This window comes from Viridibacillus arenosi, assembly GCF_001955655.1.
Lineage (GTDB): Bacteria > Bacillota > Bacilli > Bacillales_A > Planococcaceae > Viridibacillus > Viridibacillus arenosi.
In genome coordinates, this window is record NZ_MSPW01000010.1 from 32,348 (window position 1) to 55,515 (window position 23,168).

21 protein-coding genes are annotated in these 23,168 nt (G+C 35.6%); 5 read left to right on the forward strand and 16 right to left on the reverse strand.

The annotated features are described in order from the left end of the window. Nucleotides 1–108 precede the first annotated feature (108 nt). Both BK137_RS16300 and BK137_RS16305 read right to left on the reverse strand, forming a co-directional pair. Complete coding sequence (locus BK137_RS16300) at nt 109–567, reverse strand: GNAT family N-acetyltransferase (RefSeq protein ID WP_038189265.1); 459 nt, start codon at nt 565–567, stop codon at nt 109–111. Between the two features lie 152 nt (nt 568–719). Continuing rightward, on the reverse strand, nt 720–1,649 hold the full coding sequence (locus BK137_RS16305) for a helix-turn-helix transcriptional regulator (protein WP_038189268.1): 930 nt from the start codon (nt 1,647–1,649) through the stop codon (nt 720–722). A 109-nt stretch (nt 1,650–1,758) separates the two neighbouring features. On the opposite strand from BK137_RS16305, the gene BK137_RS16310 reads away from it, so the two are divergent. Continuing rightward, the gene (locus tag BK137_RS16310; protein ID WP_038189272.1) at nt 1,759–2,364 is read left to right on the forward strand and encodes a DJ-1/PfpI family protein; all 606 of its coding nucleotides are present in this window, start codon (nt 1,759–1,761) and stop codon (nt 2,362–2,364) included. Nucleotides 2,365–2,695: 331 nt separating this feature from the next. Here the strand turns inward: BK137_RS16310 and BK137_RS16315 are convergent, their stop codons facing one another. The 3 genes from BK137_RS16315 to BK137_RS16325 form a co-directional block, all read right to left on the reverse strand. Beyond that, a complete protein-coding gene (locus BK137_RS16315; protein WP_038189275.1) occupies nt 2,696–2,902 on the reverse strand; it encodes a hypothetical protein in 207 nt (68 codons plus the stop codon). Between the two features lie 38 nt (nt 2,903–2,940). After that, nucleotides 2,941–3,531, reverse strand: a complete 591-nt coding sequence (locus BK137_RS16320; protein WP_038189278.1) for a TetR/AcrR family transcriptional regulator — start codon at nt 3,529–3,531, stop codon at nt 2,941–2,943. Nucleotides 3,532–3,675: 144 nt separating this feature from the next. Next, nucleotides 3,676–4,422, reverse strand: coding sequence for an SDR family NAD(P)-dependent oxidoreductase (locus tag BK137_RS16325; RefSeq protein ID WP_038189281.1), 747 nt, complete (start codon nt 4,420–4,422; stop codon nt 3,676–3,678). Nucleotides 4,423–5,377: 955 nt separating this feature from the next. On the opposite strand from BK137_RS16325, the gene BK137_RS16330 reads away from it, so the two are divergent. Both BK137_RS16330 and BK137_RS22830 read left to right on the forward strand, forming a co-directional pair. Continuing rightward, the gene (locus BK137_RS16330; RefSeq protein WP_038189292.1) at nt 5,378–6,583 is read left to right on the forward strand and encodes a quaternary amine ABC transporter ATP-binding protein; all 1,206 of its coding nucleotides are present in this window, start codon (nt 5,378–5,380) and stop codon (nt 6,581–6,583) included. Nucleotides 6,584–6,586: 3 nt separating this feature from the next. Further along, nucleotides 6,587–8,314, forward strand: a complete 1,728-nt coding sequence (locus BK137_RS22830) for a glycine betaine ABC transporter substrate-binding protein (RefSeq protein ID WP_038189295.1) — start codon at nt 6,587–6,589, stop codon at nt 8,312–8,314. A 48-nt stretch (nt 8,315–8,362) separates the two neighbouring features. On the opposite strand, the gene BK137_RS16340 is transcribed toward BK137_RS22830, so the two are convergent. The 8 genes from BK137_RS16340 to BK137_RS16375 all read right to left on the reverse strand — a co-directional run bounded on the left by BK137_RS16340 (nt 8,363) and on the right by BK137_RS16375 (nt 17,567). Continuing rightward, nucleotides 8,363–9,724, reverse strand: a complete 1,362-nt coding sequence (locus BK137_RS16340) for an MmgE/PrpD family protein (RefSeq protein WP_038189298.1) — start codon at nt 9,722–9,724, stop codon at nt 8,363–8,365. Between the two features lie 11 nt (nt 9,725–9,735). Beyond that, nucleotides 9,736–10,863 carry a zinc-dependent alcohol dehydrogenase family protein gene (locus BK137_RS16345; RefSeq protein WP_038189301.1) on the reverse strand — a complete coding sequence of 376 codons (1,128 nt, stop codon included), beginning with the start codon at nt 10,861–10,863 and terminating at the stop codon, nt 9,736–9,738. 14 nt (nt 10,864–10,877) lie between these two features. Continuing rightward, on the reverse strand, nt 10,878–12,314 hold the full coding sequence (locus BK137_RS16350; protein WP_038189303.1) for an aldehyde dehydrogenase family protein: 1,437 nt from the start codon (nt 12,312–12,314) through the stop codon (nt 10,878–10,880). 67 nt (nt 12,315–12,381) lie between these two features. Then, on the reverse strand, nt 12,382–13,215 hold the full coding sequence (gene ahlS / locus BK137_RS16355; RefSeq protein ID WP_038189305.1) for an AhlS family quorum-quenching N-acyl homoserine lactonase: 834 nt from the start codon (nt 13,213–13,215) through the stop codon (nt 12,382–12,384). 58 nt (nt 13,216–13,273) lie between these two features. Then, nucleotides 13,274–14,455, reverse strand: coding sequence for a CaiB/BaiF CoA transferase family protein (locus BK137_RS16360; protein WP_038189308.1), 1,182 nt, complete (start codon nt 14,453–14,455; stop codon nt 13,274–13,276). A 47-nt stretch (nt 14,456–14,502) separates the two neighbouring features. Next, complete coding sequence (locus BK137_RS16365; protein ID WP_051448820.1) at nt 14,503–15,672, reverse strand: acyl-CoA dehydrogenase family protein; 1,170 nt, start codon at nt 15,670–15,672, stop codon at nt 14,503–14,505. 12 nt (nt 15,673–15,684) lie between these two features. Continuing rightward, nucleotides 15,685–16,470, reverse strand: coding sequence for an enoyl-CoA hydratase/isomerase family protein (locus BK137_RS16370; protein WP_051448821.1), 786 nt, complete (start codon nt 16,468–16,470; stop codon nt 15,685–15,687). A 2-nt stretch (nt 16,471–16,472) separates the two neighbouring features. Continuing rightward, entirely contained in the window at nt 16,473–17,567 is a 1,095-nt protein-coding gene (locus BK137_RS16375) for a zinc-binding dehydrogenase (protein ID WP_081730137.1), read from the reverse strand. Between the two features lie 289 nt (nt 17,568–17,856). Here BK137_RS16375 and BK137_RS16380 point away from each other — a divergent pair, with 289 nt between their 5' ends. Next, nucleotides 17,857–19,461, forward strand: a complete 1,605-nt coding sequence (locus BK137_RS16380; protein WP_038189310.1) for an ABC-F family ATP-binding cassette domain-containing protein — start codon at nt 17,857–17,859, stop codon at nt 19,459–19,461. Between the two features lie 167 nt (nt 19,462–19,628). Here the strand turns inward: BK137_RS16380 and BK137_RS16385 are convergent, their stop codons facing one another. Together BK137_RS16385 and BK137_RS16390 are read right to left on the reverse strand one after the other, a co-directional pair. Further along, complete coding sequence (locus BK137_RS16385) at nt 19,629–20,309, reverse strand: YjjG family noncanonical pyrimidine nucleotidase (protein ID WP_038189313.1); 681 nt, start codon at nt 20,307–20,309, stop codon at nt 19,629–19,631. A 266-nt stretch (nt 20,310–20,575) separates the two neighbouring features. Further along, complete coding sequence (locus BK137_RS16390) at nt 20,576–21,400, reverse strand: DUF4097 family beta strand repeat-containing protein (protein ID WP_038189315.1); 825 nt, start codon at nt 21,398–21,400, stop codon at nt 20,576–20,578. A 407-nt stretch (nt 21,401–21,807) separates the two neighbouring features. Between BK137_RS16390 and BK137_RS16395 the strand changes: the two genes are divergently transcribed. Next, a complete protein-coding gene (locus BK137_RS16395) occupies nt 21,808–22,332 on the forward strand; it encodes a cupin domain-containing protein (protein ID WP_179078285.1) in 525 nt (174 codons plus the stop codon). A 330-nt stretch (nt 22,333–22,662) separates the two neighbouring features. Here the strand turns inward: BK137_RS16395 and BK137_RS16400 are convergent, their stop codons facing one another. Further along, the gene (locus BK137_RS16400; RefSeq protein ID WP_038189330.1) at nt 22,663–23,076 is read right to left on the reverse strand and encodes a MarR family winged helix-turn-helix transcriptional regulator; all 414 of its coding nucleotides are present in this window, start codon (nt 23,074–23,076) and stop codon (nt 22,663–22,665) included. Nucleotides 23,077–23,168: the final 92 nt, after the last annotated feature.

Consider the following 23,168-nt stretch of genomic DNA (forward strand, 5'->3'; position numbering starts at 1 on the left):
TATTCAACTAACCTGTCCCGTTAGTTGAATAACAACAAACTTTTTAGAAAGCAGCATTAAAATATCAAAAATTACTCCAGATGTCTCCTCAAAATTACCCCCAAGAAATTAAAGAGTTTTATACATATTAATACCAGCTATTTGGAAACCTATTGTTTCATATAACTTAATTGCCTTACGATTTGTTCCAAAGACGTGTAATTTAAAATACAATATTTCTTTCAATGATAAATATTCTTCAATTTCTTCCATAACCTTTGTACCTATGCCTTTTGAACGGCATTCATCAAATATATAAATCTCATATAAAAATGCACTTTTTTTGGTTTCATCTATCTTTAGCCAAACGTAACCATATCGCTCATTTTCATTCACAATATTATAAAATTCATGTTGATCTGTAAGAAATCCATTTGGCAAATACCCTTGCAGCTGTTTCTTTGCTCGTACTGCAGCTGGTTCTATAACTTCAAACGTATGTTCAGCTAAAGTTTCTGCGAATCGCTTTTCTTTATCTAAAATATATTCGTTAAACTCATTTCCATTCATATTCTTTAAATACTGCATATTGTCCCCCTATTGAAAATACTCCTTAACCTTTAGCAGCCTTTTGGTCATTGACTATAGTACCTTATAATTCAAAAACGAATTCTTTAGTACAATTAATTCAACATATAGGAGTATAGTAGAATGATTTTATTATTGTTTCCTATACTAAATCACTGGTATAAAACACTCAATTCTAAAATTTTCTTTTTTATTTCAGCTCTTAACTCTATGGGGTGAACTACTTTTGCATTCTTCCCCATTTGTATAAAATAATCAGCCAAAAAGTCCATTTCTGTTTCACTTATTGAGCCCTTTATGACTCCATGACCTTTACTGTCTATTGATATTCGATGATATGGCGAAACATTAGATTTATATTTTTCTACTCCTTCTGGCGTTAATTCCACAAAAAGCTCATACTCTTTTTTGATTGATAAAAGATTAATAATATCATGTAAGTTGGTTTCCTTTAGATTCATCTTGTCATTTCTGACACTTAATCCGATCTCTGATATTCGATCGCAGCGAAAAAGTCTAAATTCCTTCCTAAGGTAGCAATACGAAGGGCAATACCATCTTCCATATTGAGAAAATAATCCAATTGGTTGTATATCTCTTTTAACCCCCAAGTAAGAAATCCAAAGCGTTTCATTTTCGATAGCCGCCATAAATAGCTCTTTTAATAGGGGATTTTCTTTACTCTGATTATCTATTTTGAAATCAATCTTATTTTTGATTAAATCAATTTCACCTTTCATCTTTCCATTTAAGTTCAGGTAGAATTTTTTTATGATTGAATTGTATTCTGATTCAAAAGGTAGGCTAATAAAATGTTTTAAAGATAAAAGAGCAAAAAAGATCGAGAAAGTTTCTTCTTTTGTAAAAGAGACAGCAAGTAGATTTTTTTCTTCCAAAACTTGATATCCTCCATTAGGTCCTACCTCTGAAATTAATGGAACCCCTAAAATACTTAGTTCTTCTAAATCCCTAAGAATCGTTCTTCTTGAAACATTAAATTCATTTGCTAAATCATCTACTTTAAACTTTTTGACTCGATTAATATACAACCTTAATTCATTTAATCTAATTGCCTTACTCAATACTTTCCCCCATTTACTAATTGTGTCATCATTTGTCACTAATACATTATATACTGAGAACAGCATCGAATTAATAGAATTTTTGTAAACTAATTAGGAGGGCTTATGAATGAACCAAACTGAGAAAAAAGAGATTTTAATTGTAGTATTGGACGAATTTGCTGATTGGGAATTGTCTTATATAGCAGCTTTTTTAAATACTACAGACAAGTACATTACTAAAATAGTTAGTGTAAGCGAGGGTGTTATAAAGTCAATCGGTGGATTAAGTGTTCTTCCAAATTATACTTTTAGAAGTATACCTGAAGTCTTTTATGGTTTAATACTGATTGGGGGGAACTCCTGGCGAAAGTCGCTCAACAATAACGTCATTCCAATAATGGAAAAGGCACTTACTATGGATATTCCTGTCGGGGCAATATGTGATGCAACAGTTTTTATGGGCGCCAATGGATGGTTAAATGAAATAAAGCATACCAGCAATGATCTTAATGATTTGAAAACTTATGCAAAAGATAACTACCAAAATGAAAAAAATTATGTACTAGAGCAAGCAGTTTCTGATGGGAAAATTGTGACCGCAAATGGAACAGCTTCATTAGAATTTGCAAAAGAAATTCTTGAATTATTAGAAGCATATCCTAAGGAACATATAAATCAGCTTTATAATTTTCACAAATTAGGGTATTACGAGGCAAAAAAGGTGAATTCTTAAACATTCATAATGCACATAATCCTTAAGATAGGAATTTATGTGCATTTTAACTTTACAAGATATACTCGCAAGTACCTTTTTAAAAGAAAATTATTCATAATTTAATGCTCTTTTGAATTGGTGAATTGTGAATTTTCATGTATAATCTATTCTTACTTCTTCAACTAACCTGCCCTGTTCGTTTAAGTACATTTCTTCACTACCTTTTCATAGATTTCAATATAAATATCCAACAAAAAATCACCTCAAAGAAATACTAAAGAGGTGATTTTTATAGAACTTTTTTACTAATCATCAATTTTTTTAAAACTATATGTTTATTAACTATTTATTAGTCCCCACCACCACAAGAAGATCCTGAATCAGAAGAGTCCGAACTAGATGAAGAACTTCCACATGAATTAGATGTATCACCAAATACAGAAGCAAAAAAACCTGTATTTGTTTCATCATTATTGCTACCAGCTCGTGAATAATCAGCTTCTTTCTTTAGGCTAATACTTTTATTTTCTTTACGTTTTTTATTGAATGGCCACATATAATCACTCCTTTTAAATGAATTCGACCTAAAGTAAACTAATTAAAATCTTCTAAATAAGGTCCAGAAATTGAGATTTTCAAAAGAATTTCTGTGAGCTCTTCTGGCGTGTATTTATCTAGCTCTTCCAACCACGAGATGATTACTTCTAAAAAAGCACCCGTAGCATACTGAATCAGTATATCTTTAGGTACTATTACTGCCATACCTGATTCCTGTGCCGCTCCTATACCTTCTTCTACAAAAGATCGAATAATCCGCTTAAATTCTTTCGCAAATTTTGTCTTACGATTTTGCAATAAGAACATTTCATAGAAAGAATGATTATCCTTAATGTGTTTAAATAAGGACACCATATTTTCAGGCAAGTTGGTTGAACTTAAGTCCCGAATCGCCATTTTTTGTTGAACTGCAATATGAGATGTTAAATCACTTAACATCTCTTCAGAAAATTTATCCATTAGTTCATTAATAGAAGAATAATGTTTATAAAATGTAGGACGTGTAATATTAGCACTTTCACAGAGAGTTTTAATAGAAATAGTTTCTGAAGAAATGAGCATATTAAAGAATGCATTTTTAATACTTTCTAAGCTTCTTATTTCTCTTGGATCCAGTCCTTCTTTCATTAGTCGCGATGCCTCCGATCAATGTATGTATTCCAACATTATACAAAAATGCTATGAAAAAGCGAAATAACTTGAATTCAACAAATTTAATCATAAAAAAAGAGCTGACATTGGTTAATCAGCCCTTTTCTTTGAAATTCAAGACTACAGTGCAGTCCAACCACCGTCGATAACAAGTTCAGAACCAGTAACAAAACGTGCTTCATCACTCGCTAAGAATAATACACCGTACGCAACATCTTCTGGATTACCCATATAAGGAAGTTGAGTATGTGCTTCATAATAAGGCATAGCAGGTTCCATATATGGCTCTGTCATTGGTGTTACGATAATTCCTGGGTGTACTGAGTTTACACGAACTCTATCTTTACCGTATTCAATTGCTGCAGCTTTTGATAATACACGCAAAGCTCCCTTAGAAGCTGTGTAAGGGCTTGTACCAGCCATACCCACAAGTCCACCAATAGAAGAAATATTAACAACTGAACCATTGCCGTTTTTCTGCATCTCAGGAACAGCATATTTCATACCAAGAACACAGCTATTCAAGTTAATATCCATTACTCTATTCCATTCAGACATCTCGATATCAGCAATTACACTCGTGCAAGACACACCTGCATTATTAACAAGAATATCTACTTTACCGAATTTTTCAACAGTTAAAGCGACAACTTCTTTCCATTGTATCTCAGATGTTACATCATGTTTAAATGCAATTGCCTGACCACCAGCTGCATTAATTGCCTCAACGACTTCATTTAAAAGTTCTTCTTGAATATCCGTAGCAACTACAGATGCTCCTTCTTTAGCGAATAACTCACATTCTTTGGCACCCATACCCGATGCTGCACCTGTAATAATTGCCACTTTACCGCTTAAACGTCCCATATAAAAAACCTCCTATAAATATGTAATTCGAACAATCTATTTTACACTATGCAAAATAGTTTCCGATTTCTTTATAACACGAATTTTCTGAAATAGCAAATAAGGGTATTTTAAAATGTCATAATAACTATTATTAAAAACAAAAGGCTTATAAAAATGGTTTAATAATACATTATATATTTATATCCTTTGCTGTTAATGGAAAGAATCTTACCATATATAGGTACTTGCCGCATTAATACTGATAACTATAATTCTATTACTAATAAGAGATCTAAAATCATCGATTTTCATTTTCCATTTCGACAAAAAATGAAATTACATATAAGTAAAAATTTTCAAATTATTACTTACTAATTTTTAGCTATTTATCCATCTTTCAAAAATGAAAACATCCATTTATACACCATCGCAAACTAGTGTTTTTCCCCGGAAATTTAAATAGGTCTAATCTCACATTTTACAAATATATTTCATCTATTATTCTATCTATTACATCTACCGATAAAAAAGAAAAAAACATATACACACCAACGTTTACAATACATTTCAAATGTTTCAGTACTGCGAAAAAGTTATTGAAATCAATAGTTCTAAGTACGGCTATCATTTGAAATGAAGTTTAGTAAACGATATAGTAATAAAGTAAACACTCTATTTTGCCCATAAAAAAATCCCTTATTTGATGTTGTTTTTCCCCTTTTTTCTTTACCCTCATCATCAACACATATCAAAAATTGGTAAAAATATGAGTAAAGCAAGCATAAATATAATGACTAATTTCCATTTACTTTATTAAACAATTGGAAATTCAAGTAAGAAGGATTGTTTTAGTCATCTTCGCACATGATAAACCAATAACTTCTTATTTATTTTTCGAGATAATTAAATTTAATAATCGTTATTTCATGACTGCTTCTGTTTTCAAAAAGAATATTAAGAACGAGGTGTTTAAATGGATCCTTTTGTAGAAGTAAGAAACGTATCAAAGATTTTTGGTAAGTCTCCCAAAGCAGCACTGGAGCTTTTAGAATTAGGTCGTTCTAAAAAAGAAATTTTGAAAGAGACTGGACAAACTATAGGTGTAAATAAAGTAAACTTTAGTATTTACCCTGGAGAGATCTTCGTAATTATGGGCTTGTCTGGTAGCGGTAAATCTACGTTAATTCGAATGTTTAATCGTCTGATTGCCCCAACCATTGGTGAGATTTTAATTGATAATGAAGATATCGTAAAAATGAGTGCTTCCCGTCTGAGAGAAGTAAGACAACAGAAAATTAGTATGGTATTTCAAAACTTTGCTCTTTTCCCCCACAAAACAATTTTAGAAAACACTGAATTTGGACTTGAGATCCAAAACAAGCCTATAAAAGATCGACGTGAGAAGGCTATGCAAGCTTTAGAAATCGTTGGACTTAAAGGGTATGAACATCAATTACCTTCACAACTAAGTGGTGGTATGCAACAAAGGGTAGGTCTTGCTCGCGCACTTGCTAGTGACACCGATATCTTGCTAATGGATGAGGCATTTAGTGCACTAGATCCATTAATCCGTAAAGACATGCAAGATGAACTACTCGAGATTCAGGAGAATTTCAAAAAAACGATTATCTTTATTACACATGATTTAGACGAAGCACTAAGAATTGGCGATCGAATCGCTCTAATGAAAGATGGTAGCATCATCCAACTTGGTACACCGGAACAAATCATGATGAATCCAGCAAATGAATTTGTTGAAAAATTTGTTGAAGATGTCGATTTATCTAAAGTCTTAACAGCTTCACATATTATGAAACGACCAGAGAAAATTGGTGCCGATAGAGGTCCACGTGTTGCGCTAGAGATCATGCGTAAAGAAGGTTATTCAAGTATATTCGTGGTGGATCGTAAGCAAAAATTACTTGGCGCTATTTCTGCCGAACAAGCACGCCAAGCGATTGATCAAAACTTATCAATATCAGAAGTCATGACAACCGAAGTACCAACAGTACCTGAGGATGCACTACTCGTCGACTTAATGGATGTTATGGCAACGTCCGCTCTTCCAATATCAGTCGTAGATGATAAACACAGAATCAAAGGAATTGTTATTCGCGGAGCTGTCATAGGTGCATTAGCTGGTAACAAAGATTCCTTGAACGATTTGGAGAGTGAGTAAACGATGAATATAACAAAAATTCCATTAGGTGAATGGGTAGATTCTTTAGTAGATTGGATCACAGTCACGTTTGCTGCACTGTTTTCATTTTTTACAAATTTAATCGATGGACTGTTAAATATAATTGTTGATGTATTAAGTGTAGGTCCCCCAATTGTTTTAATTATTGTGTTAGCCTTACTAGTCGGCTATACGAGTAAATGGCCATTAGGCATATTTACAGTAGTGAGTTTGCTATTAGTTGATAACTTAGGTTATTGGGATTCAACGATTCAAACTTTAGCTATTGTATTAGTATCAGGATTCTTTATCATATTACTCGGTATTCCTATCGGTATATGGTGTGCACAAAATAAAACAGTACAAAATATCGTTACACCTATTTTAGACTTTATGCAGACAATGCCTGCATTTGTTTATCTGATTCCTTCAATACTATTTTTCGGAATTGGTGTAGTACCAGGTATTGTTGCATCGTTTATTTTCGCGATTGCACCTGCTATTCGAATGACTAATCTTGGTATTCAAGAAGTGCCAAAAGATTTGATTGAAGCATCAGATGCATTCGGATCAACATCCAGTCAAAAATTATTTAAAGTTCAATTACCTTTAGCAACACCAACCATATTAGCAGGTATTAACCAAAGTATTATGCTTGCCCTTTCAATGGTTGTAACTGCTTCATTAGTTGGTGCGCCTGGACTTGGTGCAGACGTTTACCGTGCCGTGAGCCAGATTAATGTTGGACAAGGTTTTGAAGCCGGTCTTTCTATCGTATTCATTGCCATCATTTTAGACCGCATTACTCAAAACATCCGTAAACCAGCGTATGAAAAACTTGTAAGTCGTAAAATTGTCCTTATTATCACAGGTATCCTCATTGTAGTAGCTGCATTATTTAACACATTTACAAAAGAGGACACTATAAAAGGGACTGGTTCTGCTATTGGTGAATCGACGGATTATAAAATTATCGGTATTGAACCCGGTGCTGGACTAATGGCACAAGCAAAAACTGCGATGAAAGATTATAAATTAGATAATTGGACGCTTGTTGAAGGTTCTTCTGCAGCAATGGTTGCTGAATTGAAGAAAGCATATTCAAAAAAAGAACCAATTATTATTACAGGTTGGTCTCCACATTGGATGTTCGCTTCCTTTGATTTGAAATATCTCGATGATCCTAATGGGACATTTGGTGGCGCAGAAGAAATTAATACAATCGTACGAAAAGGATTAAAAGAAGATGCTCCTGGTGCCTATACAATACTCGATCAATTCTCTTGGGACACAAGTGATATGGAGAAAGTAATGGTAGATGTATCAGGTGGTATGGATCCAAAAGAAGCCGCTGACAAATGGATTAAAGCAAATAATGATAAAGTAGCTAAATGGACGAAAGGAGCACAAGCGGGTAATGGTGAAGAGATCAAACTCGTTTATGTTGCTTGGGACACTGAAATTGCTAGTACAAACGTCATTGCGAAAGTACTTGAGCAAAACGGCTATAAAGTAAAAATGAGTCAAGTTGAGGTTGGTCCGATGTTTGCAGGTGTTGCAAACGGAAGTGTCGATGCAATGGTCGCAGCATGGTTACCAAGTACTCACAAAGATTATTATGAATCATACAAAAAAGATTTGGTTGATTTAGGACCAAACTTAAAAGGAACAAAAAATGGTATCGTTGTTCCTAAATATGTAGATATTGATTCCATTGAAGATTTAAAATAGAAGAAAACGAACCCAAAATAGTATCCACTATTTTGGGTTTTTGTTTATTTAAGTTACGGCTTCAATCTTCCTATGCACCGTAGTTACTAGTTCTTTTACGGTAAATTGTTCTAGGTTGAGAATTGTTTTTACGATTTGCACTCTTTGTTCAAAAGGTAAGTCGTTTGCAAGTGTCATAAATTTCTCAACTAACGCATCAGTAGACACTGGATTTTCTGGATCTCCAACTGGATATCTCGTTTTTGCTTTATAAATCGAACCATCATTAAAATGTATCGATAGATTTGTACCCCATTCTTCCGGATAGGCTGCATCTACTTTTTTGTCTACTTGAACTTCAATTTTTTCTACTATTGCGTGAATTGTTGGATCATGCAATATTTGTTCTGTAAATGCATGATAACCTCCGCTACCAGTTATTAGTGCAAGGGCCGCACAAAACTGAATACTAAATTTTGCAGCATAAATCGTATCAGGTGATGGATTATCCGTTATATCCAATGCTACTTTATAAGTTGAGATTACGATTTTCTTTATCTCTTTTAAATTCACATTATGTCCTTTATGATATTCAACTAGTAAATCCATAACATGATGTGTATGACGGCAAGAAGCATGTATTTTAAATGAGTTTTCAATAATTTTAAAGCTATCGCCAAAACCTTCTGTCATCTTGGACACATCATGCTGTTCACTCATGGCTTCAAAAAAGCCTCGACTTCCTTCTAAAATTTTCTTCGCGCCCGTAAATCCTTTTTGTGCTAGTAAACAACTTAAAACACCGTGCATAGCCGCTTTCCCCGGATGAAGTTGCTTGGACATTGCGCCATCTTCGATAAATTCCCAAAGACCAGCCGCTTGTGTACCAGCACTACCTAACGCGTCGACAATTTGATTTTCATTTAACTTCAGTAATTTCGCTACTGCAGCTGTAGCACCAAAAGTTCCACATGTAGCTGTATTATGGAAGTAATAATAATGTGATGGTGACACTGTTTCCCCAATTCTATACGCCACTTCATACCCTGCGACAATCGCTGTGATGAGATCTTTCCCAGAAAGCCTTTTCCACTCTGCAACTGCAATTGCGGCTGGCATCACAACTGTTGCAGCATGTACTATAGATGCCTTATGGATATCATCAAGTTCAACAAAATGACTTGCCGCACCATTTAATAATGCTACATTCAACACTGAATTTTTAACATTAGTAACTGTTGTTGCTTGCAGTGCACCACCCATTTCACGAATGAGTTCATCAATCATTTGTATTGGTAACCCATCTCGTCCTTTAAGTGCAGATGCGTAATAATCTAGGATACAACGTTTTGTAAATGTAACGACTTCCTTCGGTAACTGCTCATATGTTAAACCTACAATGTAGTTTGCGATCTGAATGCTAAACTCCACACAACTACCCCCTAATCCATTTTAATAATAATGCGTGATGAATCCCCAGTTGCTAGTAAATCAAAGCCTTCGTTAATATCTTCGAGGGTAATAATGTTCGACATTAACTCATCTACAGGCAAACGCCCTTGCTTCATCAGCTCAATATAATGTGAAATATCACGCTTTGGCACACAACTACCTACATATGATCCCTTTAACGTCTTTTCTTCTGCTGTTAATGTCACGTAAGGAAAAGAAAATTGATGTTCTGGATGTGGTAAACCCGTTGTTGTCGTTACACCGCCGCGCTTTGTTACAGCGTATGCAACATCCAAAGCTGCTACTACCCCTGCTGTTTCAAATGCATAATCGACGCCGCCGTTCGTATACTTTTTGACTTGTTGAACGACATCATCGTCCCTTGAATTAAAGACAGCCGTAGCTCCCAGTTCTTTTGCTTGCACTAATTTTTTATCATTAATATCAATTGCAATCACTTCGCTAGCACCTGCCGCAATTGCACCAAGTAATGCGCTTAAGCCAATACCCCCAAGGCCAATAACAGCTACCGTACTACCAAGCTTCACATTGGCCGTATTCACGACCGCTCCTACACCAGTAATAACCGCACAACCAAACAATGCGAGTTTTTCAAACGGCAAATCTTCATCAATCTTCACCAAAGAATTCTCTGATACTACTGCGTATTCAGAAAAAGCAGAGACACCCACATGGTGATTGACATCTTCTGTTTCAGTATGAATGCGAATGCCTCCACTAATTAATGTTCCTGCTCCATTTGAAACAGCGCCTGGTTCACAAAGTGCTGGCCGACCTTCAGAACATGGAATGCAGTGTCCACAACTTGGTACAAAAACACAAACCACTTTATCGCCAGGTGAGAATGCTGTTACACCTTCGCCTACTTCAACAACAATACCTGCCGCTTCATGTCCTAGCGCCATTGGAAGAGGTCGTGGGCGACTACCATCAATAACGGATAAGTCCGAGTGACAAAGACTTGCTGCTTTAATTTGAACAAGCACTTCTCCTACTTCTGGTGAATCAAGCTCTACTGTTTCAATATGAATTGGTCGACTTTTTGCATATGGCTTTTGAACACCAGATGCACGTAAAATAGCTGATTTTACTTTCATTTGCAACGTCCCCTTTACGGTAAGATATTGATACCGATAAATTTCAACTCTGTCATACCTTCAATCGAATATTGAATACCTTCCTTGCCAACTCCACTCTTCTTCACACCGCCATATGGAATATGATCATAGCGTTTGACAGAAACTTCATTTATCCACACGCCTCCGGTTTCCAATTGTTCTGCTACACGAAGTGCACGATTAATATTATTCGTAAAGATACCTGCCTGTAAGCCAAACTCTGTATCATTCGCCCATTTTATGACATCTTCTTCTCTAGTAAATGGCATGATAGAAATTATAGGTGCAAATACTTCGGCACAAACCACTTTCATATCAAATCGAACATGATCTAAAATGGTTGCTTGCATCATTGTCCCGTGGCGCTTTCCACCAGTCAGCACAACTGCCCCTTGAGCAACTGCTTCATCTACCCATTCTTCTGCACGTTTTGCTGCCTCTTCTGTAATCATCGGTCCAAGTTCTGTTGATTCATCAAGTGGATCTCCCATTCTCAACTGAGACACTTTTTCAACAATCTTTTTTATAAACTCCTTATACACTGTCTGATGTACAAAAATACGTTGTGCTGAGACACATGCCTGCCCTGCAAATGTGAAGCCTCCCATTGTAATCGCATTGACCGCATGATCGATATCTGCATCTTCAAATACAATATTAGGTGCATTGGAGCCTAGCTCTAAAGTGATTTTTTTCCCTTTTGCCATCTCTTGAATTTTCCATCCAACGGTACTACTACCTGTGAAAGTCACCTTTTTTACTAGTGGATGTGTCACTAATGTTTCAACTAATTGCTCTCCCGGCCCATTCAATAAATTAAAAGCGCCTTTTGGTAAACCAGCTTGTTCAAACAATTTATATAACTTTATAGCAGATAATGGCGTTTTCTCTGCTGGTTTTAACACGATTGTATTTCCCGCTGCAATGGCAGGTGCAACTTTATGAAGTGACATATTTAAAGGGAAATTGAACGGTGTAATTGCTGCAACAACTCCAATTGGTACCCGTTTAGCTATACCTATTTGCCCTTCACCACCAAGTGCATTATCTAAGACAATTTGTTCCCCGTTTAAATTTTTTGCCCCTTCAGAAGCAAAGCGTAATACTTGAATAGCCCGAGCTACTTCACCTCTTGCTTCTACAATCGGCTTGCCTGCTTCTTGTGCTAACGTATTTGCAAAATCTGGTGCTTGTATTTCGAGTAGATCCGCAGCTCGTCGTAAAATCGTACTACGTTCATATGCAGGCATTGATTTCATTTTTTGTTGGTAAATTTCATGAGCTACTTCAACTGCAAGTTCCACATCGCTAGTCGTAGCACAACTGACTATTCCGATTAGCTCATTATTAAAAGGATTACGCACTTCAATTTCTTCACGTAAATCACCTTTAATTTCTACACCTCTAATATAAGAACAAGATTCAATCATTTTTCATCCTCCTCTGTACTTTATAAAAATACCCTAAGACAGTAGTGGCCTTAGGGTTGTTATTGGTTTACTCGTAATAGCCTTCGGTTGATTTAATAAATGAGTTAAACTGATTCGAATCATGACCAAACCAAATGGTTGAATTATTTTGTTCTGCAAGTTTTCGAATACGTTCAGCTGAGCTACTATAGCCAACAGAATCATATATGATACCTGGTGGCTTAACAGGAGGGCCTAAGCTTTCTGCTGTATATAACGCATCTGAAGCAAGTAAAAGATTACCTGTACCTGGCAACTCAATATGCAAGCCCAGCATACCGTAAGCATGTCCTGGACCAAAGTTTAAGATTTTAATTCCTTTCACTAACTCCACTTCTTTTTCATGTGGCTGAATTGTGCGCCAGCGTAGCTGATTTTTTATCCATGCTTCTACATCGCCCCATATATAAGCACCCATATCACGTGTCATCGCAAATGTTTTCATAACATTAGATAACTCTGAATCATGGACAATAATTTCGGCATTCGTAAATAACTCTAAGCAACCGGCATGATCTAAATGCAGATGAGATGCGACAACATATTTTATATCTTCTGGACGTACCTTTAGTTGTTCTAAACGATTGATTAAGTAGCATTCCTCACTTTGGAAAACAGGGAACAGCTTTTGTACACCTTGTGGCCAGCGTCCTTCTTCTCCCATACCATCAGGATTACAACCTGTATCAAATAAAATTTTCCCATCAGGATGATCAATTAAAACTGCATAAACTGGGAATTCTACAAACTCTGCTGGGGGAGAAGGATTATCAACACTTGCTGGGTTATGCATAGCAATCATATAGTTTTTATCCATCTTCATCGAACCTGTATCTAATACATACACTTTCGATTTACACATAGTCATTCCTCCAATTGATCAATTATTTAAAACTTCTTTCCATAACAAATATCTGTCGTTAATTTTGCAATTCTTGCCTGTTCATTAAACGCTCAATTTCTACATCACTTTTCCCTAAAGCCCTCAGCACTTCAACTGTATGCTCACCTAGAGCTGGGGGCGTATTTCTGACTTGCAAATCCACTGATGATAATGTAATCGGTAAGCGGGTTAAGTGGATGTTTCCATTGCTTGGGTTCTCGGCATCTATAAGCATATGGTTACTAAGTGTTTGTGGGTGCTTTGCTACATCAGTCATTTGCTGAATCATGGCACTAGGTACACCTTGACGCTCTAAATCGGCGAGCCAATCTGCTGCTTTTTTTGATTGCAGCGCTTCCGTTAGTTTTTCATTGAGTAGTGTACGATTTTGAACACGCACTACGTTTGAAGAAAAACGCTCATCTATAAGCCATTGCTGCTTCTCTAACACTACACAGAGCTTGTCGAATAATCGATCATTAGAAATGCCTATCATAATTGGTATATCTGCAGTTTGAAAAGCGCCATACGGAGCGAATGAAGCGTGATTAGAGCCTAATTTTTCTGGATTTTCCCCTGTTAACATTGTTGAGAGTAAATGATAAGCGACCCAGTAGACTCCTGTTTCATAAAGTGAAGTTTCAACTTTTTGCCCTTGTCCATTTTCTTTACGCTGTAAGAGAGCTGATAAAATACCAAGTGCACCCCAAACAGCACTGCCTTGATCTAAAATCGAAACAGGTACACGTGCTAATTGATCGCTTCCTGTCATGCTCATTAAACCTGTTTCAGCCTGTAATATAGCATCGTAACCGGGTTTATATTTGGAAGGCCCCATTTGACCATATGCTGTTAATGAACAATAAATTAAACGTTCATTTAAAGATTTCAAAGTATCATAGCCTAGGCCTAACTTATCAGCTTTACCTAATCGATAATTTTCAACAAAAATATCCGCATCACGTATTAGCTCATACATCACTTCTCTTGCTTCTTGTAATTGTAGATTTAATACAACTGACTTTTTATTGCGATTAATATTTAAGAAAAATGTTCCATCCTCTTTTACAAGTGGGGCCATTTTACGTGCTTCGTCACCAATACCCGGACGTTCAATCTTAATAACTTCCGCACCAAGATCAGCTAAAATCATCGTCAAACTGGGACCTGAAATGTTCGTCGTGACATCAATGACTCTCATTCCTTGTAATGGCAACATTCACTTCACCACCCTTCCAGTCTTACTCTCCTATTTCAAAACATCACTTAGTAAGATTTAGGCATTTTCAAAACATGCTCCCCTACATACGATAAAATAAGGTTTGTCGAAATAGGTGCTACCTGATATAATCGTGTTTCTTTAAATTTCCGTTCAATATCATACTCCGTCGCGAAGCCATAACCACCGTGTGTTTGTAATGTGACATTTGCCGCTTCCCAAGACGCATCCGCTGCAAGAAGCTTAGACATATTCGCCTCTGCCCCGCATGATTTTCCTTCATCAAATAATTGAGCTGCTTTAAAACGCATGAGATTCGCCGCTTCAATATTGATATATGCTCTTGCAATCGGGAACTGAATGCCTTGATTTTGACTGATAGGGCGATTAAAAATGACACGTTCATTCGCATAATTTGTCGCACGTTCAATAAACCAACGACCATCACCAATACATTCAGAGGCAATTAAAATACGTTCTGCATTCATACCGTCTAAAATGTACCGAAAACCCTTTCCTTCTTCTCCAATTAGGTTTTCTACAGGTACTTTTAAATTTTCGATAAACAACTCAGTCGTTGAATGATTCATCATCGTCTTAATCGGCCGAATTTCAATGCCATTTCCAACTGCCTCTCGTAAATCAACTAATAGCACGGACAAGCCTTCACTCTTTTTCGTTACTTGTTCAACAGAGGTTGTACGCACGAGTAAAATCATTAAATCTGAATGTTCCGTACGAGATATAAACACCTTCTGACCATTCACTATATAGTGATCACCTTGTCGCACGGCTGATGTTTTTAGACTTGTCGTATCCGTACCTGTATTTGGTTCTGTCACCCCAAAAGCTTGTAGGCGTAACCTACCATCAGCAATTTTTGGCAAATACATACGTTTTTGATCATCCGAACCATGACGTAAAATGGTTCCCATCGTATACATTTGGGCATGACACGCCCCAGAGTTTCCACCAGAACGATTGATTTCTTCTAAAATAACGGACGCTTCTGTAATGCCAAGGCCCGCCCCCCCGTATTCTTCAGGAATGAGTGCTGCTAAAAAGCCTGCATCAGTTAGCGCTTTCACAAATTCCGTTGGATATGCTTGCTGCTCATCAATTTTTCGCCAGTACGTATCGGGAAATGCTTTACAAACAGCACGTACACTTTGACGGAGTTCTTCTAAAAACGCCACTTTTTCTTCTGCTAATAACAACGCAATTCTCCCTCACTTCCCTGTGAAAATCGGCGCCCTTTTCTCATTAAATGCAAGCACACCTTCAAGACGATCATTTGAATTAACCGCTAGATTATAAATCTCTATTTCTCGTTTTCGCGCTTCACTATTTGATAACGCTCCTATCGTATTTGCACTCTTCTTACAACCTTGCACACCCAAAGGAGCATTTTTTGCAATTTTATTTGCAAGTCTTAGTGCTGTTTGGAACAACTCCGCCGGTGGAACGACCGCATTAAGTAGACCAGCATCACTTGCTTCTTCTACTCCAAAGATTTCACCGGTAAACAACCATTGTTTCGCTTTATGTAATGGCACTCGTTTAGGTAAAAGGCGAGAACCACCACATCCAGGCATTATGCCACGCGTTACTTCCGGTAAGCCAAATTTCGATGTTTTTGCTGCAACGAGTAAATCGCAATTGAGCGCTAATTCAAAACCACCCGCCAAAGCATAGCCATTCACTACGGCAATTGTTGGCTGTGGTAGATCCTCAAGCGCATAAAACATTTGCTCAAATAACTCATGCTGCGCTTTCCAAGCCTCATCAGAAAGCCCTTGACGTTCCTTCAAATCTGCTCCAGAGCAAAATGCGTCATTATTTGAAGAAGTTAAAAGTACAACCCTAATGGACGAATCAGTTGATACAACTTTTAAAAGTGACAACATATACTCAGCCATTTTTGTATTAAAAGCATTGAGCATTTTCGGTCGATTTAAAGTTATGTTTAAAATCTGTCCGTTATCTCCTAATATTTCAGTTAGAATGGGATTCATAATTACACTCCTTCATTGACTAAAATTGAAGCTCGTGTTATTTCACGAGTTGCGGAAGTATCAAGTGCTTTTGCAATATCTGCTAACGTATAATCACAAGCTAGCATGTCATCAAATGGGTATACATCGCTTTTGTCACTTAAAAACGTGAGTGCTTTTTGCAAATACCATGGATTGTATCGAATAACTCCTAAAATCTGAATATTTTTTCGCGTCATTAGCCCTGGGTCAAACTCAGTCAACTTTCCTGGTGAGATATTACCAATACTAATGTACTTGCCTCCTGCTTTTAATAAATGGATACCCTCATTTAATGCAGCAGGTACACCCGTTAACTCCATCGCAATATCAGCGCCTCTATTATTCGTTAAAGCTAATAGGCGAGCTACGCGATCTGCTACTGAAGGATATTCTGCAAAAGAAATTGTATAATCGGCCCCAAACCTCTTCGCAAGTGCAAGGCGACTTTCAACTGCATCGATCACAATTACTGTCGCACCTAATGATTTCGCAACAGCGGATGCATTCAATCCAAGTCCTCCAGCTCCTTGTATGACGACTGTATCGCCATACTTAATACCCGCTTTTTCAACCCCATAATATACTTGAGACAATGCACAATTGGCACTGGCTGCAGATGCATCTGAGACATTTCCTGGTACTTTATAAAAATATTGATTTGGATGAATATAATAATGCGTTGCAAACGAACCATGGAAATGAGGATATTCATGAGCATCCTTACTCCAAAATTCGTATGCATTTTCGCACAAGTTAAACAAACCTTGCTGACAATGGGTACACTTGCGGCAAGTTAAAAAGTAAGCAGCTGCAATCCTGTCTCCAACTTTCACTGGATTTCCAGCAAAATCCGTTGTGACATTTTCACCAAGTTCCACAATTTCTCCCACCATCTCATGTCCCATTACACCTGATTTTTTTGTCGGATGTTGTCCTCTCCAAATGTGTAGTTCAGAACCACATACATTCGTTCGAATCACTTTCACTAACACGCTACCTTGTCCAGCTGTTGGTAAATCATATTCTTCAAAGATAAGTTGCTCAGGCTCTGTCATCACCGCGACTTTCCCTTTCATAGGAATCCCACCTTTTCTTTGATTTACATCTTATTAATTCTATTTCTATGAGATTCAAAAAATGAGTATAATCTAAAGTTTAATTTTTTCTATATCAATATTTTTACAAAAGATGCACTTAGAATGACCATTCTTACTATTTTTTTTCTCAATAAGCTGCAAAATGCAGTGGTTTTGGCTTAAAAGCATATATTATACGTAAATTTATACACTTTTAGAGTTTTATTTACTGCCTTGCATAGCGTTCCATGATATACTTGAAGCATTGTGAAAAAAAGGAGGAACTTACATGATTCAAGTAAGTAATGTAGGTCTTCGCTATGGCGACCGTAAATTATTTGACGACGTAAATATTAAATTCACACCGGGTAACTGTTACGGACTAATCGGAGCAAACGGTGCGGGTAAATCCACATTCTTAAAAATTCTATCTGGTGATATTGAGGCACAAGATGGCCACGTATCAATGGGTAAAGACGAACGTCTTTCTGTATTAAAGCAAAATCACTTCGAATACGATGAATTTAACGTTTTAGATACAGTTGTTATGGGGAACAAACGTCTTTGGGAAGTAAAAGCTGAAAAAGACGCAATCTACGCAAAAGAAGAATTTTCTGATGAAGATGGCATGCGTGCTGCTGAATTAGAAGGTGAGTTTGCTGACCTAAACGGTTGGGAAGCTGAATCTGAAGCGGCAACATTATTAAATGGTTTAGGGATTGGTGACGAACTTCACTATATGCTTATGGCTGACCTAGAAGGTTCAGACAAAGTTAAAGTGTTATTAGCACAAGCTCTTTTTGGTAAGCCTGACGTTCTATTACTGGATGAGCCTACCAACCACCTTGACTTAAAAGCAATCCAATGGTTAGAAGAATTTTTAATCAACTTTGAAAATACGGTTATTGTTGTATCCCATGACCGTCACTTCTTAAACAAAGTATGTACACATATTGCTGACCTTGATTTCTCTAAAATCCAATTATATGTTGGTAACTATGACTTCTGGTATGAGTCTAGCCAATTAGCACAAAAAATGATGTCTGACCAAAACAAGAAGAAAGAAGAGAAGATTAAAGAGCTACAAGCATTCGTTGCTCGTTTCTCTGCGAACGCATCTAAATCTAGCCAAGCAACTTCTCGTAAAAAAATGTTGGATAAAATCGAGCTTGATGACATTAAACCATCTAGCCGTAAATATCCATTCATCAACTTCCAAACTGGTCGTGAAATTGGTAATGACGTGTTAACTGTTGATGGTCTAACAGCAAGTCATGATGGCGAAACTCTATTTAAAGACATTCGCTTCTCTATGAACAAAGAAGACAAAATCATTTTATTAGGTAGCCCGCAAGCAAAAACTGCTCTTCTTGATATCTTAATGGAACAAAAAGAAGCAGATGCAGGAACATATAAATGGGGTGTTACTACATCTCAAAGCTACTTTGAAAATGATCATGATAAATACTTCGGAGGCAATGAGAAATCATTAGTAGAATGGTTACGCCAATATTCACCAGAAGACGAAACTGAAAGCTTCTTACGTGGATTCTTAGGTCGTATGCTATTCTCAGGTGAAGAAGTGAAAAAATCTCCTTCTGTATTATCAGGGGGAGAAAAAGTTCGTTGTATGCTTTCTAAAATGATGCTTGCTTCTGCAAATGTTATTTTACTTGATGAGCCTACTAACCATCTTGACCTTGAGTCAATCCAAGCACTAAATGAAGGTTTAATCCGCTTCAAAGGCGCTATGATCTTCACATCTCATGACCATCAGTTCATTCAAACAATTGCTAACCGCGTAATCGAAATCCGTGAAGACGGTTCAATTTTAGATAAGCAATTAACTTATGATGAATATTTAGAGTGGAAAGAAAAAGAAGGTTTGAAATAATCCTTTAATCACTTTTAAGGATTTAAACCGAACAAAACCCCGCAATTCCCAATTTAATTGGAAAGTGCGGGGTTTTTCATGTCAACGCTTAGAATTTAATCTCCATTTATATGCTGAAATATATTACAAAACAAATAAATTGATGATTCGTTTAAACTTCTCTACTCCTATACAATTTCTAAAAGATCCGTCAGCTCATGTATTTCATACGTCGGCTTAATTCCTATTTTATTTTCTTTATAATGCGGATTAAACCAGCACGTATCAATCCCGTAATTTATCCCACCTTGAATATCAGAGGTTAAAGAATCACCCACGATCAACACTTTTTCTTTATCTGTAATCTGTAGCTTGGAAAATGCATAATCGAAAATACCTTTTTCAGGTTTCTGGAATCCAACTTCTTCAGAAATAAAGATATGCTCAAAAGTGTTACTGAGAGGAGAGCCCCCTATTCTTGATATCTGCACATCTTTAAAGCCATTTGTGATAATAGACAGCCGACACCCAGAAAGCTTGTCACATACTTCTACGGCTCCCTGTATAGGATGTATTTCCTTGCCCAAATATCCAAGATACACACAACTGAACTTATCAGCATTAATTTCAAGCTCATTTGTATAGAACAACTGCTTAAATCTTTCAACTCCCAGTTTTGGTAAAGTGATAAGTCCTTGTTCCAAATCTCTCCATAACATCATGCTAATCTCTTTGTAGTTTGCTTCATAATCCGCCAATCCCGTAGGTAATCCGAACTCCACAAAAGTTTTATGTAAGGCATTTTTTTCCGACTTACTAAAGTCGAATAGAGTATCATCAACATCGAACAAAATAGTTTCGTACTTCATATAGCTACCTCCATTAAACAATACCGACCTAACTAGGCCGCTTCACTCAATTTACATTCATAAAAAACATTGATGTACTCTCTGTTACTTCATTTGTAATATCTCTATCTTTTCCTCTATAGTGTGCAAAAATTAAAATGTGATATGACTTCGGAAGAATGCTTATTTTAATAGTTTAATTAATACAAGAGTACACCCTTATTATACGGTATATTTAGAAAGTCTTGTATAACAAACAGCTCTTTCATTTAATTAGCTTTAGTCAATTATTTAATTTTTATATGACCTACTGAAACAGAAATATCTAATTCGTTATCCGACTTTATGTTATTTACTATTCGATTTCCCGCCCCTTGTTTAATAATATTTTCGTTTAGTAATCTATCATTTTTTGAGGTTATCTTCCCATTCTTAGTTGCAATATTAAAGCTAATTTCATTCATCTCTAGCTCTCTAGGTAGCGTTATGTGGACATTGCCGTTTGACAATTTTATCTTGTTCTTACCCTTAATATGTGTAAAAATCAAACCTTTTAATGAGCCTGTTTGGTTCTTTATATTAACCGTTCCATCCACAGACCCTATTTTAATAGAACCGTTTTTTGCTTCTATATTTAAGTCATCCCCTTTAAAAGAGTCTACAATAATATTTCCTACACTCGAACTAAGGCTTAATTGATTAATTTCACTTACATTTTTTGCAGTTATATTGCCATTTCGCGTATTTATTTGCACATGTTCTAATAATCTAGAAGGAATATTCAATACCAATTCCCCTCTTTTTGTTGAACCAGGCACTATGGTCATCCACTTTTTTTGAATTGCCTTTACCTTTATAATGGCTTGATCCTTCTCATAAACAATATCCATGCTAGGACTTCCAACTAATGATTTTTGACCTGTATATTTAACATTCATCATTTGCTCACCAGTGACAATAACAATGTTTGAAATATCAGCATCAACATAAATCCTCTTTACGTTATCCAAATCACTCTTGTACTCAACATCTTTTTTACTCATATTCGATGCAACAATAGAGCCAGCTATCATTAAAATCAACACCCCAATCATCCATTTCATTCTTTTCATACTCTTCTCCTTATTTAGAATTAATAATAATCATTTTAACTTCAAAAATAAAATATTTTAATTACTAAAATATATATAAACTATAATATATAAGCACGATACTAATTGTCAAATTTTTTAAATAAAAGATTTTCCACAATATCTAAGGATAGAAACCCCATCAAATAATAATGGAGGTAGATTGTTACCATATCATTAAATCGTTGTATCGACCTTTCCCTAGCCCTATATTCTGAGCATACATAAGGAAGGAAGATGCGATTTTTTTAATTCGATCAATCTCAATAACGCTATAATACTTTGCTTTTTAACGGGTAGATTTACAGTTTTCTTTTATAAAAGTCTAACTATGACATAAAGAAATGATGTAATATTTAGATATTGAGTTGAAAGGATGGATATATAAAATGATCAAACTAAGTGAATTACAATCTTGGATATCAAAACTTGGACTTATTCCACATCCAGAAGGTGGATATTACAAAGAAACTTTCCAATCTGAGGAACGCACTTCTGATAAAGAATTACAAGTAACTTTTAAAGGTCAAAGAAAGCTTTATACGAGTATTTATTTTCTATTAACGTCAAATGATATTTCTCATTTCCATCGTTTGAAATCTGATGAATTATGGTATTATCACGGTGGTAGTCCTTTAACAATCCATATCATTCATGAAAATGGAGAATATGAAGAGATTAAATTAGGATTAAATCTTGAAAAAGGAGAAGTTCCTCAAGCTTTAGTTCCTAAACATTCAATCTTTGGCTCTTCTGTTATGGGGGAAGATGTATGCTCTCTTGTTGGGTGCATGGTTTCTCCAGGTTTTGAATTCCAAGACTTCGAGTTATTTACACAAGACGAACTTTTACTAAAATATCCTCAACACAAAGATATAATTTTGAAGTTAGCGTACAAAGAAATTCCAAAATAATTTAGGGCATACACTACCTAAATATAGTTCTCCAAGATTATTTACATAGGGACAAAAAGAATATGTCTTTTTGTCCCTGTTTTCTATATCCACTACAAATATGATTGTTTGGATTTAAAATAAACTTTAATTATTATGCAGGATTTCATTATTTTATTTGCACAATAAGAGTTGGTTAGTTGGAAAATGCTATCAACTACATATATATTGAGATAACTAACTACTTTTATAAGGATTTTAAAATGCCCCTTCGATAAACAGTGATTTTAGTGACATAAGAATTTTAAAAAACAAAAAAACAGATTGGAAGTAATCTGTTTTTAGAATTGATTAATATTCGATTTTTTTAAATAGCTTATTTATCTCTACAAATGTGCTTGAGATTTCCTCTATCTTTTCTTTTGAGAATTTTGAAAAAATTAATGCAACTCTTTCTTCCCCTTTTTTAGTTAGAGATACCCTTACAACTCTTCTATCATCTTTTATCCTTATTCTTTCTACATAATCTAAGTTTTCAAGTTTATCACACATATTCGTTGCTGCTCCAGGTGTTAGCATAAACGCTTCTGAGATTTCAGTAATTTTCATATGTTTGAATAATTTTAGTCTAAGCAATAAGAGGATTAAATTTTCTGAGAGGTTTTCTTCATGCGTAAGTACCTTCATAAATTCATTTGATTTATTTTGAATATCAAACATTTCCTCCATTAAATTCTTTATAGCGTCTTCAAAAGATTTTTCCATCACAATCATCCCTTAGATAATTTTAGTTATTAAAATTTAAAATGATTAAATAATTTAAGAACTATATATGTATTATACAATCTACAGTAAGA